At 45.5% G+C, this 16,612-nt stretch carries 16 protein-coding genes; 3 read left to right on the forward strand and 13 right to left on the reverse strand.

The features are described 5' to 3' along the window. Nucleotides 1-163 precede the first annotated feature (163 nt). A complete protein-coding gene (locus J2Z69_RS09275; RefSeq protein WP_209861362.1) occupies nucleotides 164-670 on the forward strand; it encodes a hypothetical protein in 507 nt (168 codons plus the stop codon). Between the two features lie 14 nt (nucleotides 671-684). Here the strand turns inward: J2Z69_RS09275 and corA are convergent, their stop codons facing one another. From corA to J2Z69_RS09310, 7 genes are all read right to left on the reverse strand, one after another. Continuing rightward, nucleotides 685-1,644 carry a magnesium/cobalt transporter CorA gene (gene corA / locus J2Z69_RS09280; protein ID WP_209861364.1) on the reverse strand — a complete coding sequence of 320 codons (960 nt, stop codon included), beginning with the start codon at nucleotides 1,642-1,644 and terminating at the stop codon, nucleotides 685-687. Between the two features lie 102 nt (nucleotides 1,645-1,746). Next, nucleotides 1,747-2,736 (reverse strand): inorganic phosphate transporter, encoded by a 990-nt coding sequence (locus tag J2Z69_RS09285; RefSeq protein ID WP_209861366.1) that lies wholly within the window; start codon nucleotides 2,734-2,736, stop codon nucleotides 1,747-1,749. Between the two features lie 62 nt (nucleotides 2,737-2,798). Further along, nucleotides 2,799-3,413: a DUF47 domain-containing protein gene (locus tag J2Z69_RS09290; RefSeq protein WP_209861368.1), complete on the reverse strand. Its 615-nt coding sequence runs from the start codon at nucleotides 3,411-3,413 to the stop codon at nucleotides 2,799-2,801. A 205-nt stretch (nucleotides 3,414-3,618) separates the two neighbouring features. Beyond that, nucleotides 3,619-4,719: a DUF3048 domain-containing protein gene (locus J2Z69_RS09295; RefSeq protein WP_209861370.1), complete on the reverse strand. Its 1,101-nt coding sequence runs from the start codon at nucleotides 4,717-4,719 to the stop codon at nucleotides 3,619-3,621. A gap of 125 nt (nucleotides 4,720-4,844) precedes the next feature. Next, entirely contained in the window at nucleotides 4,845-5,663 is an 819-nt protein-coding gene (locus J2Z69_RS09300; RefSeq protein WP_209861372.1) for a DODA-type extradiol aromatic ring-opening family dioxygenase, read from the reverse strand. 100 nt (nucleotides 5,664-5,763) lie between these two features. After that, the gene (locus J2Z69_RS09305; RefSeq protein ID WP_209861473.1) at nucleotides 5,764-6,594 is read right to left on the reverse strand and encodes an alpha/beta hydrolase; all 831 of its coding nucleotides are present in this window, start codon (nucleotides 6,592-6,594) and stop codon (nucleotides 5,764-5,766) included. A 122-nt stretch (nucleotides 6,595-6,716) separates the two neighbouring features. Beyond that, complete coding sequence (locus J2Z69_RS09310; RefSeq protein ID WP_209861374.1) at nucleotides 6,717-6,932, reverse strand: hypothetical protein; 216 nt, start codon at nucleotides 6,930-6,932, stop codon at nucleotides 6,717-6,719. A gap of 217 nt (nucleotides 6,933-7,149) precedes the next feature. On the opposite strand from J2Z69_RS09310, the gene J2Z69_RS09315 reads away from it, so the two are divergent. After that, on the forward strand, nucleotides 7,150-7,650 hold the full coding sequence (locus J2Z69_RS09315) for a DinB family protein (RefSeq protein WP_209861376.1): 501 nt from the start codon (nucleotides 7,150-7,152) through the stop codon (nucleotides 7,648-7,650). Nucleotides 7,651-7,975: 325 nt separating this feature from the next. Beyond that, nucleotides 7,976-8,671 (forward strand): DUF1129 family protein, encoded by a 696-nt coding sequence (locus J2Z69_RS09320; protein WP_209861378.1) that lies wholly within the window; start codon nucleotides 7,976-7,978, stop codon nucleotides 8,669-8,671. An 81-nt stretch (nucleotides 8,672-8,752) separates the two neighbouring features. Here J2Z69_RS09320 and ilvA read toward each other — a convergent pair whose 3' ends face one another. The 6 genes from ilvA to purM all read right to left on the reverse strand — a co-directional run bounded on the left by ilvA (nucleotide 8,753) and on the right by purM (nucleotide 16,475). Continuing rightward, the gene (gene ilvA / locus J2Z69_RS09325; RefSeq protein ID WP_209861381.1) at nucleotides 8,753-10,015 is read right to left on the reverse strand and encodes a threonine ammonia-lyase IlvA; all 1,263 of its coding nucleotides are present in this window, start codon (nucleotides 10,013-10,015) and stop codon (nucleotides 8,753-8,755) included. Between the two features lie 208 nt (nucleotides 10,016-10,223). Beyond that, complete coding sequence (locus J2Z69_RS09330; RefSeq protein ID WP_209861383.1) at nucleotides 10,224-11,165, reverse strand: VOC family protein; 942 nt, start codon at nucleotides 11,163-11,165, stop codon at nucleotides 10,224-10,226. A 671-nt stretch (nucleotides 11,166-11,836) separates the two neighbouring features. After that, nucleotides 11,837-13,102: a phosphoribosylamine--glycine ligase gene (gene purD, locus J2Z69_RS09335; RefSeq protein WP_209861385.1), complete on the reverse strand. Its 1,266-nt coding sequence runs from the start codon at nucleotides 13,100-13,102 to the stop codon at nucleotides 11,837-11,839. Between the two features lie 24 nt (nucleotides 13,103-13,126). After that, nucleotides 13,127-14,674: a bifunctional phosphoribosylaminoimidazolecarboxamide formyltransferase/IMP cyclohydrolase gene (gene purH, locus J2Z69_RS09340; protein ID WP_209861387.1), complete on the reverse strand. Its 1,548-nt coding sequence runs from the start codon at nucleotides 14,672-14,674 to the stop codon at nucleotides 13,127-13,129. Nucleotides 14,675-14,799: 125 nt separating this feature from the next. Then, nucleotides 14,800-15,432, reverse strand: a complete 633-nt coding sequence (gene purN, locus J2Z69_RS09345) for a phosphoribosylglycinamide formyltransferase (protein WP_209861389.1) — start codon at nucleotides 15,430-15,432, stop codon at nucleotides 14,800-14,802. Beyond that, nucleotides 15,432-16,475: a phosphoribosylformylglycinamidine cyclo-ligase gene (purM, locus tag J2Z69_RS09350; protein ID WP_209861391.1), complete on the reverse strand. Its 1,044-nt coding sequence runs from the start codon at nucleotides 16,473-16,475 to the stop codon at nucleotides 15,432-15,434. Before purM ends, purN begins: the two co-directional genes overlap by 1 nt. Nucleotides 16,476-16,612 lie beyond the last annotated feature (137 nt).

A 16,612-nucleotide genomic window follows, 5' to 3' on the forward strand; every position in this document is an offset into this window, starting at 1 on the left:
GCCCAACCTTTTCAAGCATTAACGATTTCACGCACTACAGGAGTCCACCGCCCAAATCCGCAATAGCCACCATAATCAGGACATTCGTCTATACCGGTAGTTCGCCTAACGCATACATTGGTATAAGAATTCAGACTATGAAGGCAAAGGAATGTGATTCCCAATGCAACAATATTATTCTCCCCAGCGAAGTGTAATTCCTCCGGGGTATCCATACGGGGCACCTTATCCCGGACTTGGGGCGAGCACCTCATCCCTTGTTCCCCTTGCCCCAGCCGCAGTAGCCCCTGTAGCCGCCGAAGCCACTTCACTTGTTGCACCTGCTGCGGCAGCTGCCAAGACCGGATTCTCTCTCCCGAACATCGGTGCCCTCAAAGGCATCATCGATGGGATGGGCGGAATCGACGGCGTTCTGAACACTATGGGTAAAGTTCAGCAAATGATGCAAGGTGTGCAGCAGTTCGCCCCTATGGCTAAGCTCGTGATGGGCGGCCTTCTCCCAGGTGGTAAAGGCAAGACCAATGCTTCCAAAAATCAAGAACTCGATGAGTATCGCCCTCGCCGCCGTAAGTCTAGATCCAAGAGTGGTGTAGGCACGAAAAAAAGAAAGTCCACTAGTGGCAAACGTCCTGCATCCCGCCGCCCCGCAAGCAAAAAACGCCGCCGGTAATCATCCGGCGGATTTCATTTGAACCACCCGCGCCGATTGAACCACATAATCATGGCCACGGTAAGCACAATCATCCCACCAATAACAAAGAAATAACCGTATTTCAAGCCAAGCTCTGGCATATTCACGAAATTCATTCCGTAGATTCCCGCAATAAGTGTTAGCGGCATAAAGATCGTCGTAATGACTGTGAGGGTCTTCATAATACTATTCATGCGGTTCGAGTTCAGCGAAATATAGGAATCTCTTAAATCAGCCGTCATTTCTCGGTCCGCTTCAATCATGTCTGTTAGCTTGAGCAGATGGTCATAGATATCGGCAAAATAAGCCCTCGGTTCCTTATCCCCTTGAATATGTTCGGAATTGACCACGCGGTACATCAAATCCCGCATCGGAACGATCGTCCGGCGAAGCTTAAGCAAGCGGCTGCGCAGATCAAAGACTTGATTCATCAAATCTTCTACCGACTCGCGGCTCCCCTTTTTCTCCAGTTCATCCAGCTCATCTTCAATAGAGAAGACACAAGGGAAATACAAATCGACCAAATCGTCAATAACAAGATACGCCGCGGACATCGGCCCACGTGCCCAGATTCTCCGTTCATTAGCCCGCCGAACGACTTTCTCCCACGCACTATTCACTTCCGGTAGATCCTTATGATGGTACGTGACCAAATAGTGATGCCCGACGAACAAATCTACTTCTACCGTGTCGAGCGTGAGTGCATCCAAGGAATGGACAACCATAAATTGATAGTCGTCATAGAAATCCAGCTTCGGGCGCTGAAGAACATGCAGACAATCTTCAATCGCCAAGGGATGAAAATGAAATAATGTATCTAACAGATGCGATTCTTCAGGAGTGGGCGCCATAAAATCGGCCCAAATCCAGGCATATTGACCATTCATCAGTTGATCTAGCGGAACATCATGTTCTACTTTATGCTCATAGGTAATCCCTAGTGTACGGATCATATCCTTCCCCCTCTACATTCCTATCGGAATTACAGACGTCCCTCTTTATGCCCCACGCAAAAAGCCAACTGTAACAGTTGGCTTAGCAGACGTACTTCATTACTAGAACAGAATCATAAAGATCAGACCTGCTAACACTGCCACAATCGGAATCGTAATAACCCATGCAATAACAATCCGTCCAGCGAGTCCCCATTTGACAGCAGAGAATCGTTTGGCGGAACCTACACCCAAGATGGCAGAAGTAATCGCATGTGTTGTACTTACCGGCAAGTGAAGCCATGTAGCTGAGAAGATCACGGATGCAGCAGAGATGTCCGCAGCGAATCCATTAATCGGTTCGATTTTAAAAATTTTTGTACCCATCGTCTTGATAATCTTCCAGCCTCCGATGGATGTACCCAAGGCCATAGCCGTTGCCGCTGCAATTTTGACCCATACCGGAACTTCCATTTCCGTTTGGTACTTTGCCGTAACCAAGGCGAAGGTGATGATCCCCATCGCTTTTTGAGCATCGTTCGTTCCGTGCGTGAAGGATTGCAAAGCAGCCGTTACAATCTGCATCGTCCGGAATCCTTTGTTCACGGTGTGTGGACTACGGGAAGCAAAGATCCATTTGAGAATTGTCATGACCACATAACCGATGGCAAAGGCAATTAGAGGGGACAGGACCAGTCCTTCAATAATCGTCTTGAAACCGCTCCAATTCACTTTGTCTGAACCGGCTCCTACATACACGGCACCCGCAAGCGCACCAATCAGTGCATGGGAGGATGAGGAAGGAATGCCGATCCACCATGTGATAAGATTCCATATGATCGCAGCCAGAAGCGTTGCAATTAGAATCTCAAGACCATTATCGAGGTCGGCCGGATTCGCCACACTGCCCCCAATCGTCTTGGCTACTCCTGTGAACAGCATTGCGCCCAAGAAGTTCATGAAAGCTGCCATCAAAATTGCTGTTCTAGGCTTGAGGGCCCTAGTAGAGACTGAGGTGGCTATCGCATTGGCGGTATCATGGAATCCATTGATGAAATCGAATCCAAGCGCCAAGATAATTACAATGAGTATGACGATAAAGCTAGTATCCATGGTCTTATTATTGCACGTACAAGCAATGAGACTACGCGCAATTCAACCTCCTCTTGGGTATATTATGAATTACGCATGATGATCGATTCCAGCATGTTCGCCACGTGCTCACAAGCATCTGTTGTCGTCTCAAGTCGTTCGTAAATTTCTTTTTTCTTAATCAATTCAATAGGATCACTTACTTTTACGAAGAGCTCCTTAATGGCAATACGTAGTAGCTCGTCTCCTTGATTCTCTAGATCATTCAGACGAATGGTGTATTCGCGAATGGCTAGCAGCTTCTTCTGAGATAGTAGACGAATCGCCTTCTGAATCTCATAAGCGGAGGTACGAAGAATTTCGGAGAAATTAATGATGTGTTGATCCGGCTCATTCATGGTATACATGTAGAAACGGGAAGCCGTAGCTTCAAGTCCATCAAGAACGTCATCCAGCGTGGTTGTCAGATTCATGATGTCATCGCGCTCAATTGGCGTAATGAACGTCTTGTTCAGTTCAATAATAATCGTGTGCGTGAAGCTATCACAACGACTCTCGAGCACCTTCATTTCTTTGGCGAAGGTCTCCACGTCCTTCAAATTCGACACCTGATCGGCAAAATAATCAGCAGCTTGAACTACTGTATCCGCCATATTCTCTAAGGTTTGGAAAAAGATATCTTTCTTTTTCACTCGCATGTGATATCCCCTTTTCTGAAAATCTTCTGTCTACTACAGTATGATTCCTGTGACAACCCTTGTTATCTTACCATAACTAATCATCCGATTGTAAAGGAATTGTAAAGACAAAAACCTAACTTTTTTACATAGTATTTGTTATCAATACCCTAATCTTTCCATTGTTATTCTTATAGCTCCCAATTCTTACAAATCCCGTTTATATTTAGGGAATCATCTGAACATGACTCTCAAAACTCGGAGTGTTCGGCACGATATTGAAATAGGTCTGTCCCGGATAAAAAGGGACCTCCTTGCCATCCTTCATAAAGCGAATGATATCATTCTTCTTATGAACCCATTCACCGCGAATGACCTTACCCCGCTGGAAAAGAAGAGCCTTTCCCCCAGACTCCATATCCACACTTAGGCGACCGACGTTGTCGAGTGTTTTATGATTCGCTCCGAGGACCACTATATTCATAGCTGTGAGCTGCTTTCCGCTATCCAAATCCTTATGAGGCTGACCATTGATGAAGCGAGCATACATATGGGTTGAAGCATTATGCCTATAGGACACTTTGTAATTATTCAGTAGAAATTTGATCTCTATTCCGGCGACCGCGCTTCCTTCGGGGAGGGCTGAATTCTTATCGGAGTAAAAAGTATAGGCAGGTACCTGATCATCGATCAATGCGTACCCTCGCTTTTTGGCGCCTGCCAGCAATTTCTGAGGATTCGAGTATAGATTATGAGGGGCCTTCCGAGACTTGTCCCGCCAGAAGTACGCACCGGCATTGGATATCTCATCCAGGTCTTCTTTATGAAGCGTCTGAATTAGCGCATAAGCATCTGTACTTCCGCCTGCATGCACAAGTACGCCATGATAGCTTTCTCCAAGATCAATGAGATAGGGCCGAATACTGCGGATGGGGCCCACTTTGGTCTCTTTCAGACTACTCTGATAAATAGCCACAAGTCGGGTAATCCCCCCTTCTGCCAGCACTTCATACACGATATCTGCTTCAAGCAGACCGGATTGGGGTCTGGCTGCGGGCGCATTATTCACCATGACAGCAAGTGGCCTTGTATTCGCCTGTGCCTGATCTTGAGGACGTCCCGTTAGTTTCGATACTAAAGGTGTCGTGTCACCTTCTACAGGTGCAGGCTTCGAGTTATTCCCATCTCCTCCCGGCTTCGCAGTATCCGTTGCAGTTGGTTTGCTTGTGGTGGGTATCCTTTCTTGCTCCTTACTTTGACATGCAGTTAATGCCAAGCTTAGGGCCGCTAACATCCATATCGTCTTATATAGAGGGCGAGAGTTCATCGTATTCCTCCCTATTACAAGTTATTTATTCCCATTATAATTCGAAATGCGCTGAGGTTCCTAGTCTTCTTTGAGGCAAGCAAAAAAGACGCAAGTTCTTAAAAAACAGAACCTGCGTCTTATATTTAATCTTCAGGAAGGTAAATAGGCTCGCCACCAAATTGCCAGCAGCTTAAGCTAAGACTGCTATAGGCATAATCCTGAAATAATCGGTAAGCCTTTCGTTCTTCATCCGCTGTCCCCATAGCATAGAATAGGGGAGCTAAATGTTCTTGAGCGTACGTAGGCACGGCACTGAGTGCGTGGGGTGCATTCTTCTCATAATGATATAGAGAAGGTAGTCGCCAGGATGCTAATTGTTCAGCAATCCAAGTATCAAATTCAGTAGCCCAGGAGGCGGGTTCACTGCCCTGTTCTAATTTTCTGAGATTATGAACCGTTCCGCCACTGCCTAAGATGAGCACATTCTGCTCTCGAAGGGATTGTAACATTTGGCCAATCTGATACTGCTCCGCAGGGGAACGCTTCGAATCAATAGAGAGTTCAATCACAGGAATGTTCCCCTCAGGATACATCGCTCTAAGCACAATCCAAGCTCCATGATCTAAACCTCGGTTAGATACCTTCCGATAAGGTAAATTCCCAAGCCTGAATAAAGAGCCGATCGACTCTTCAACAACGGGTGCATCCGCAGCAGGATACTTAATCTGATACAGCGCCTCAGGAAATCCATAGAAATCATGTAAGGTCTTCAAGGATCCCTCATTCAGATCATCTCTAGTGGTAAAAAGCTGTTCCGCATCATCCCAATGGGCAGAGAAGATCGCAATTGCAGAAGGCGTAGGCAGAGACTTTCCTAATCTGTGCAGAAAGCGCGTGTACTTAGTATCCTCTAACGCTAATGCTGGCGAACCATGTGCGACGAACAATGCTGGTAATGTCACGACAACGCAACCCCCATACGGCAAAATAAAGTCCTCTTTATTGTACCGTTTTCACTGTTTTATTACCATAATCCATTAAGGTAGGTTACGAATGTGATCGTTAGATCATCCAGTGCTGCCAATCGGTCTGAATCGCTTCTTGCCCATTGAGCCAGTCTTTGGTGCGCTGAATCAATTGTGTACGGTGCTCATGGGTAGAATACGTGTGATTGGCCTGAAAAATGATCTCTTTATCACATCTACCTTCGGATCTCATCCAGAATACCTTCTGATAAAGGAACGCGTAATCCACGGGAATAACATCATCCGACGTACCATGAATAACAAGCACATGTCCATTGAATTTGATCGCCTCTTGAAAGGGCTGAGAAATGCCTAACGATTCAAAAAAGACAGGCGTAAATTCATAGCCTAAATAATCGGAGTGGCCCAGTTTGATTGCGTCATCATACACTTTACGTTCCGTAATTTTAACGATATCATTGAAGGGATAACCCACGGAAGACCATAGAATTAAATTTTTGATTCTGCGATCTCGCACGGCTGTTAACAAGGCTACGGCTCCGCCGAGACTATGACCTAGAAGCGTTACACGAGTAGGATCTACATCTCCGATACTCAGGCCATATTCAAGTACGGTTCTCGTCTGAGCTACCATAGAGTCGATTCCTTCACGACCATATTCACCGCTGCTCTCTCCACAGCCGATATAATCAAAACGAACAACTAAATACCCCTCTTGGGCGAACGTCCTAGCACTCTCCACAAAGAGACGGTCCACCCCAATACGGCTTCCTACAAAACCGTGACAAATGACAATTAAAGGCACCCTATCCTTACAACGGCCATCCTTCTTCGCAAGTTGTGCAGGATAGTGAATACTTGCTGTAAGATGTTCATGATCGTGAGCGATCACAATTTGTCGTTCCATAGCCATAATCAACCCGCCTCCAAACCCAAATCAAAGTATATTCAATAAATCCGATAAGTTTAATGTGAATTATTGAAATTATCTTATCATTCTGGCTGAGACGTGTCAATTATAAAGCTCTATTATTCGTAAGATTCACGGTATAAATCACGCGTTTTCTTCTGTCCCTCTCCATTCAAAAATACCTCGTTCTCCATACTCTCATTACTTCCTTCTATTTCATCTTCCGAACCGAACTCTACATCTTCATGATCTTGTACTACTTCATCCAAGCCTTCTCTGGAATGACTGTTCAATAGATATCTACGTGTTAATTCTGATTCGAATTTACTTTTCATGATTTGTTACATCCTCCTTAAGTTAGGTTGTACATCCTGGTGTAGGCATGTACAATTTCATCCTAGTTTGGTAGAGAACGACTTTCTTTATGCGTCACTACATTTAACATTCTGGCCTTAATATTTTTATCTTGCCAATACGATGAATGCTTGTTTAAATATACCCGTACTCTTTTTGATGAACTTAAAAAGAACTTAAAAGGATGGTGATCTTTTAATGAGTGTAAATGTACAACAATTCATTAAGACACAGTTAGAAGCCGTGTGGACTGAGGACGCATGGATTGTGCCAATTAGCCGTGCGCTGGCTGATGTAACCGCGAAGCAAGCCGCTTGGCAACCACCGGGTGAAGGAGATACGAATAGCATTTGGCAACTAGTGAACCATATGAATTACTATAATGATGAAGTACTTCATCGGCTAAAGGGAATCTCCATCCCCGCAAAAACGACTACCAACACTAGCACCTTTGGCGAAGTAGGAGATCCTCAAGATGAAGCGGGTTGGCAACGTACGCGAGAACATGCATTTGAACTATACGAACAACTTCAGGCTCATTTAAGTTCAATGCAAGATGAAGACTATGTAAAAGAATATGAAGGCAGACCTCAGTGGAAGCTCATCGCACGTTGGATTAGCCATGACAGTTATCATAATGGACAGATTGTACTCATCCGCAAACTTCAAAATAGCTGGCCTACTACCATTTGGCCTTAATTAATATAATTATAAATTTTATCCATATTTAGGTATTTTTAATAGTTCGACTGTTTTGGGTCGAGCTTTTTTTTAGTTATCCTATAAATCCCTGTTCTTGACCCTGACTCAAGTCCTACGTACACATCGCTAGTCCCTTGCGGGTCTGCGAGTGCTTGAAGTATACTACAGGCAATTGTATATCCCCTTCACGCCCGATCTGATTGCTGCTCGGGTCGCTGTCAGCTTAATTTTTGAATGGTAATATTAGGATTTCATAACGGACATCATTAGAAACCGCGTGTAGATCTTACATACACTTGGCACAGGAGGAGATTTAACAAATATGTACATTCATGAAATGATCAAGGAAACCCATAGGCTTCGTGATTATATGACGCCGGAGAATGATGCTTATTTCGGAGAAATGGTACGCACGCTCCGTTCTAGCCGTCTCAACGAAGCCGAAGGTGAAGAAGTCTTGCTTCGTCTAGCTAAGGAAATCCTTAAAGGTCAAGACCAGAACAAGACTGCCCTTGACCTGTATGAAGAGGCCCCAGAAGTTCATGCGCAAAGACTCGTAGATACTTTATTCGTAAGGCAACCCCGCTCCACGAAGGACAAGATTAAATATTACATTATGATTCCATGGGTAGCCCTGACATGGGTATTTTTCATCATGACGTTGACTGGTTTTTTTAGTAAATGGTTCGGTGGAGATCTGACATACACTCGAATCAGTACAGCCACATTGCTTCTGATTGCCGGAGGCTCTATTATTTTAATAGAAGGTCTTACCCGCTTTATGAAGCCTGAGGCGAAGAAAGAAGAATTGGTAGCTGATCAGAAAATGAATCCCAGAACCATGGGCATATATATCGGCATCGCGGCTGGTATACTGATTGTTGCTGTCTTGTTGGTGAGATTTTTACCGGCATTTGTGCTTTCTCCTTGGGATAGCCTTATCTTGTTTGTCATTGGTCTTGCAGGACAAAAATTTTACTTCCTTCGCAAAACTACCAATACAAAATCTTATGCATGATTGAAACTCATAAATTAAAGCTGAAAAAGGCGACCGCATTCAGAGGTTCTGAAATGCGGTCGCCTTTTTTTATTAGGTGAGTTAAATTAATAGATTAAATAAATTTAAATCCCGATTCAGCTCCGTAAAGGCAATGCCTTTAGCATTCAAGCGTTCAATGAGAGGGCCGTAGTCATCAGGATGAGATAACTCAATTCCGACAAGTGCCGGGCCGTTTTCTTTGTCGTGTTTTTTCGTATATTCAAAGCGAGCAATATCATCTTCTGGACCCAGCACATCCCTTAAAAATTCACGCAGCGCCCCCGCACGTTGGGGAAAGTTAATTAGGAAATAATGCTTGAATCCTTCGTAAATCAGCGAGCGCTCTTTGATCTCCTGCATGCGGTCGATATCATTATTCCCCCCGCTGATTACACATACGACCGTCTTGCCCCGAATTTCATCACGGTACATATCTAGTGCCGCAATCGGCAAAGCACCCGCTGGTTCCACCACAATCGCATTATCGTTATACAGTTCCAGAATGGAAGTACATGCTTTACCTTCCGGCACCTTGATGAAGTCATCCAAGACGTGGGAGCAAATCTGGAACGTCAACTCTCCTACCCGCTTGACCGCTGCACCATCGACGAACTTGTCGATCGATTCTAGCGTGACCACTTGATTTTCGCGCATCGCTTCACTCATCGACGCCGCACCTAATGGCTCAACTCCAATTACTTTGGTAGAAGGGCTGACCATTTTGACATAAGAACCTACGCCTGCCGCAAGTCCCCCGCCTCCAATTGTCACGAATACATAATCCGCTGGAGCATTTAGGCTCTCCATGATTTCTAATCCGATCGTTCCATTCCCAGCGACAATCATCGGATCATCAAAAGGATGGACGAATGTCATTCCATGCTGCGCCGAAGCTTTCATGGCCTCGGCATAAGCATCGTCATAGGTGTCCCCTGTCAAAATCACTTCGATATCCGCTCCGCCAAATCGTTTGACTTGCTTTACCTTCTGATTAGGGGTAGTACTCGGCATATAAATATGACCTTTAATTCCAAGCGCATTACATGAATAAGCAAAACCCTGCGCATGATTGCCAGCACTGGCACAGACAATTCCTTTTTCACGCTGCTCTGCACTCAAGTTGCGAATGAGGTTGTAAGAGCCACGGATTTTGAAAGAACGCACCATTTGCAGGTCTTCTCTCTTCAAGTACACATTACATTCGTATTTCGCCGACAATGTCGGATCTAGTTGGAGTGGGGTGCGTACGATGACTTCTTTGAGCACATGATGCGCTCGAATAATATCCTCCATACCTACTGTTGGGTTCTCAGCCTGACTCATCGTGATACTCCTCCATTCTCTAACCCGTGCTGTCTCTCTATGTTGCTAAAAATACACCTGTCTAGCTTTTTAACTTTAGATCCACGGGATGATCTACCTATCCATTAGTATACAACGCCTATTATGCGGCACTTACAATAACCCATAGTTTGAATCCTAACGACTCCAGTTCTTTACCCTATTTACTAATTAGGAGATGAATAAATGATTAATAACCTTCCAAAGACCTGACCTCAAAAGAAGGTAGTTTTTGTACGATCTGCTCTCTCTCCTGCTCCCATTCCTCAGGAAGCTTCAGACTTGTACCTAGTAAAGCCGCAGGTTCATCTACAGCAAATCCTGGACCATCCGTAGCAATTTCAAATAAAATACCGCCCGGTTCCCGGAAATACACCGCCGTAAAATACTGCCTATCCGTTACAGGCGTAGGACGGAGCCCCGCCGCTATCAGCTCTTCTCTCCACAGTCGTTGTTCCTCCGCATTCTTGGCACGCCAAGCCAGATGATGCACGGTTCCAGCCCCCGTCTCTACAGCAGGGATGGGAGCCGCTACGAGATCAATAGTTTGAACGGGACTCGCCGCAGTACGAAAGCGAATAATCCCCTCCTCTTCACCTAGTTGACGGAGTCCGATAACCTTCTCTAAAGTTCGCTGGGTCTGCTCTGGAGCCGTGCTGAATAACATCGCTCCACCAAATCCTTTAATCGCTTGCTCCGCTGTAATACCACTGAAGGCCCAAGCGCTGGGTTCACCAGACTCTCTCTCAACGAGGTCAACCAGCAGACCCGATGGGTCCGCAAACCGTATATATTGCTCGCCAAAACGAAGATTTTCCATCGTTTGAATGTTGTAATGCTGTAGTCTAGCCTTCCAAAAAAGCAGGCTCCCCCGCGGAATTGCATAGACTGTAATTCCTACTTGTCCCCCGCCAATCGTTCCTAGATAAGCGTCCTCGTGCGGAAAGAAAGTCATGATCGTTCCGGGAGTCCCCGACTCATTACCGAAGTACAGATGATACATATCAGGCGCGTCATAGTTGACCGTTCTTTTGACCAGACGAAGCCCCATCACCCCTGCATAGAAGTCGACGGTAGTCTGGACATCGTTCACAAAAGCCGTTATATGGTGAATACCCGCGGAAATGGGCATGATTGCTTTCTCCTCCTTGGATTGCTATTGCTATTAACCGTCCCACATCCTCCCTAGAAGAGCGGGTCACATGGGCGTTGCCCTCTGGACATCCAAAATGAATGTACTTAGTTTTATTATTGACGATATATCTATTATGCATGGAACGCTTGTCGTCCCTTCGGGACACGCTTTAACGAGGTGCGAATCATAAATATCAGTTAACTCTTGCATGTGCGTTCCTATTTTTAAAAAGATTGAATTTTATAGATTGATGTTATTATATCGATGTTCAGAGGGATTTTTCAATAAACGTCAGGTGTCCTTAATAGAATAGGAGAAATGGACGCGTACATTTATAAAAATTATTCCCCATAGATGTATATTAATTGGTATAGATATATTGAATATAATTGCTTATTTGCTCTACATTCGAAATTACTTTGATCATCATCGGACTCTCTTAATGTACTCCCTTAATATAACAAAGATCGTATTAATCCTCCCGTTCATCCAAGAAAAAAAACAACCCCTCTCTGTTCCAAAGGGATTGTTCTGTATGGTTCTGTATGGTTCTGTATGGTTCTGTATGGTTCTGTATGGTTCTGTATGGTTCTGTATGGTTCTGTATGGTTCTGTATGGTTCTGTATGATCTCTCTCTTGCTTCCGCTCGGTGTCCCCCGACCTCTATTTACATCAATGCCTTCGCAGCGATGTCTCTGCGATAATGCTTGCCTTCAAAAGTAATCCGTTCCGCTTCTGTGTAAGCTTTACTTCTTGCTTCTGCGATGCTAGCGCCGAGACCTACAACGCCGAGCACACGACCGCCGTTCGTGACAAGATCTCCGTCCGTATTCCGAGCCGTTCCAGCGTGAAATACGATTGCTTCCTGCACCTGATCATGACCTTGAATCAGAAGTCCTTTTGGATAGGCGGCCGGATAGCCCGGTGAAGCTAGCACTACACACACAGCGGCTTCGTCGCTCCAGTGTATCTCCACTTCTGCCAAAGTTCCGTTAACAGCCGCTAGAAAGATCTCCAGCAAGTCACTCTTTAGTCTTGGCAGGACGACTTGGGTCTCAGGATCACCGAACCGAGCATTGAATTCAATCGTCTTCGGCTTGCCATCTGGTGTAATCATAAGCCCGGCGAACAATACACCGCGGAATGAGCGTCCTTCGGATACCATCGCTTTGGCCGTAGGTTTGATGATGGTCTCTATAGCTTCATCTATGATGGACTGCGCAATGTGAGGTAGCGGAGAATAGGTGCCCATCCCTCCTGTGTTCGGCCCCTGGTCCTCATCAAATACCTGTTTGTGATCTTGCGCTGCTGGCATCGCACGTACCGTCTCTCCATCGACAAAGGCGAGAATAGACATCTCTTGACCTGTCATGAATTCTTCGATAACGACTTGATTCCCCGCTGCGCCAAACACTTGACTGACCATAATGTCTGCAAGCGCCTGTTCTGCTTCTTCCCGTGTAAAGGCTACAGTTACCCCTTTACCCGCCGCAAGTCCATCCGCTTTAATAACAATCGGTACAGGCTGACCCCGTAAATAGTCCAGTGCAGCTTCATAATTGTCAAATTTCTCGTACGCTGCTGTAGGAATCTCATATTTGTGCAGAAGATCCTTCATAAATGTCTTGCTGCCCTCAATATGAGCCGCATTTTTGCTTGGACCGAATACCGGAATTCCTTCAGCCTCAAACGCATCCACGATTCCTTCAGCTAACGGATCATCGGGTCCAATGACTACAAGTTCTATCTGCTTGTCCTTAGCAAAAGACGTAAGCTTATCAAATTCGCTAACGCCAATCGGAACGATCTCTGCCACCTCAGCAATACCAGCATTGCCCGGCGCACAGTAGACCGTACCTGATTTAGGACTTTTAGCTAGCGACCAGCAGATCGCATGCTCGCGGCCACCGCTACCTACTACTAATATATCCATCTGTGTATCCCCCTCTCCGACATTCTAGTGTTTAAAATGACGAACGCCTGTGAATACCATAGCGATACCGTATTGATTGGCAGCTTGGATCGACTCTTCATCTTTCACTGAGCCACCCGGCTGAATGATCGCTGTAATTCCATGCTTTGCAGCAAGTTCCACCGTATCTCCCATAGGGAAGAAGGCATCCGATGCTAACACACTGCCCTTAGCTTTATCTCCTGCCTGCTCTATAGCAATCTTCGCTGCGCCGACTCGGTTCATCTGACCCGCACCTACGCCGATCGTCATGCTGTCTTTGGCTAAGAGAATCGCATTGGACTTCACATGCTTCACAACTTTCCAGCCAAATAATAACTGCTTCAGCTCTTCTTCTGTTGGCTTGCGATCCGTAACGACACTTAGATCGGTTATATCCAAAGAGTGGACATCGCTCTCTTGAATGACCATCCCACCATCGATGGAAGTGATGATATGCTGGCTCTGTCTGTCCTGACCCGAAGCCAGTTCCCCTACTTTTAAGAGACGCAAATTTTTCTTCTGAGTAAGCACGGTCAAAGCTTCTTCCGTGAACCCTGGGGCTAAAATAATTTCTAAGAAAATTTCTTTTAGTCTCAGCGCAGTCGCTTCATCAATAATTCGGTTCGAAGCCACAATACCGCCAAAAATCGAAGTAGGATCCGCTGCGTGCGCTTTCTCGAAGGCTTCAAGCACACTGCTGCCGATGCCTACGCCACAAGGATTCATATGTTTGACGGCTACTACAGCGGGTTCTGTAAATTCTTTTACAATTTGCAGTGCCGCATTCGCATCATTAATATTGTTATAGCTTAATTCCTTGCCATGAAGCTGCTCCGCCGTTGTAAGTGTATCTTGAGATGCCAAAGGTTTGCGGTAGAAAGCTGCTTTCTGATGTGGATTCTCTCCGTAGCGAAGATCCTGAATTTTCTCGTAAGTTACCGTGTAGCGCTCTGGAAGTGGATCTCCTGTCACATTCGACAAGTAATCGGAGATGAGGGCGTCATAAGCCGCCGTATGGCGGAACACTTTTGCCGCAAGCCGTGTGCGTGTAGTTAGAGTCGTATCGCCTTCCGCACGAACCTCTTCTAACACCTTACTATAATCTGCATTGTCCACAATCACACTGACAAAAGCATGATTTTTAGCTGCCGAACGAAGCATCGTAGGTCCACCAATGTCGATATTCTCGATAGCATCTTCATATAAGACATCCGGTTTTGCAATTGTCTCTTGGAAAGGGTACAGGTTCACAACAACCAGATCAATATAATCCAGTCCAAGTTCCTTCATTTGCGCCTGATGCTCTTCGTTATCCCTAATAGCCAATAAGCCACTATGTACAGCTGGGTGAAGGGTCTTCACACGTCCGTCCATAATCTCCGGGAACCCTGTTACATCCGATATTCCGATAACAGGTACGCCTTCTTTAGCCAGAAGATTCTTGGTGCCCCCTGTTGAAATAATCTCCACTCCTAGTTGCGACAGCTCGCGGCAAAAATCCACGACACCCGTTTTATCCGATACACTAACGAGCGCTCTTTTGATACTCACGATTTAGCATCCTCCTTTGATTTGCACGGTTCCGATTCGATTTTTGCAAGTTCTACAGCGTTTTTACTACCCGTATATATTTTTCAAATATGTGGTAATATTTCTCGGGAAATAGTCGATTTCCGTTAGGCTTTGGATGAAGGTGCATGAAGAACCGTCACTTTTCGGCCTTCAATCTGAATCAGACCTTGAGCGAACCAAGATACGACTTTAGGGTACATACATTGTTCGATTCCATGGATCCGTTCCTCTATGGACGCTATTCCTTCGCCCTCTTCAATCGTTACCGTGCGCTGCGCAATAATAGGCCCCGTATCCATTCCTCCATCTACTAAATGAACCGTAGCCCCTGTTAGTTTGACTCCGTAATTGTAAGCCTGCTCGATCGCTCTAACTCCTGGAAAAGCAGGTAAAAGTGAGGGATGAATATTAATCATTTGGCCTGCGTAAGGTTCGACAAGCACGGACGTAAGTAACCGCATATAGCCGGCAAGTACGATGAGATCTACGCTTCGCTTAGTAAGTTCAGCAGCAATTTCGCGCTCATAATCTTCCCTGCTGGGATAGTCCTTAGGCTGAAAAAGGAAGACTTCAATCCCCGCCTGCTCTGCTCTGGCTACCACCGGAGCCATGGGTTTATCGCAGACAAGCAGGACAATCTCTGCACCACCAAGTTCATTACGCGCTGCTGCATCAGCCAAGGCTTGAAAATTACTTCCTTGACCTGAGGCGAACACCGCTATCCGGTATGAACCCATTAGACCTCGGCTCCTGTGAAGGTAACAATCTGCTCTCCTTCAGTTACCGATCCAATCACATAGGCCTGCTCTCCAAGTTCCCTAAGCACTTCGATAGCATAATCTGCATCTTGTTTTGCTACAATCATGACCATACCAATACCCATATTAAATGTTGTGAACATGTCCCGATTGCTGACCTCACCCTTGTCTTGAATAAGCTTGAAAATAGGCTGAATTGGCCAAGAACCGTATTCGACATCTACATTCACTTCAGCAGGAAGCACACGCGGAATATTTTCTAAAAAACCACCGCCCGTGATATGCGCCATGCCTTTGACATTCACTTTTTCAATTAAGCCTAGGACAGGTTTTACATACAGTTTTGTTGGTTCTAACAAAACATCACCCAGCACAGCGCCGCCGAGTTCAGGCAGGGAATTTTGCAAAGCTAATCCGGCTTTCTCTAATAGCACTTTGCGTACTAGGGAGAATCCATTACTATGAACGCCGCTCGATGAGAGGCCAATCACTACGTCGCCTGCAGCAATTGTGCTACCGTTGATGATTTTGCTTTTATCTACGATACCCACCGTAAACCCAGCAATATCATACTCACCTTCACTGTACATCCCCGGCATTTCTGCCGTCTCGCCGCCTATTAAAGAACAGCCTGATTGTGCGCATCCTTCTGCAATGCCTGCTACAATCGCTTCAATTTTCTCAGGAATAACTTTGTCGCATGCTAAGTAATCTAGGAAAAATAAAGGTTCTGCTCCTTGGACGACGATGTCATTCACACACATCGCTACAGCATCTATGCCGATCGTATCATGCTTGTCCATCATAAAAGCGAGCTTCAGCTTTGTACCTACGCCATCCGTTCCGGAGACTAGAACAGGCTCATCATATTTATCTTTATTCAGACTGAACAGCGCACCGAATCCGCCTAGATCGGTCATGACCTCAGGACGGAGCGTCCGTTTTACATGCTTTTTCATCCGTTCTACTGCTTCGTTTCCTGCGGATATATCGACCCCGGCATTTTTATAAGCTTCAGACACGTAGGACACGCTCCTTGTGGATGGAATGATAACTATATTAATAATGAACTCTTTGGTAAGAGATTTATAAGTTTTAAATTTTAAGGTCTAGACTTGAAATCTGCTTACATGCACGAATCAATAAAAAAAGACTTTCT

The organism is Paenibacillus shirakamiensis (assembly GCF_017874255.1).
In the GTDB taxonomy this organism is placed as follows: Bacteria; Bacillota; Bacilli; order Paenibacillales; family Paenibacillaceae; genus Fontibacillus; species Fontibacillus shirakamiensis.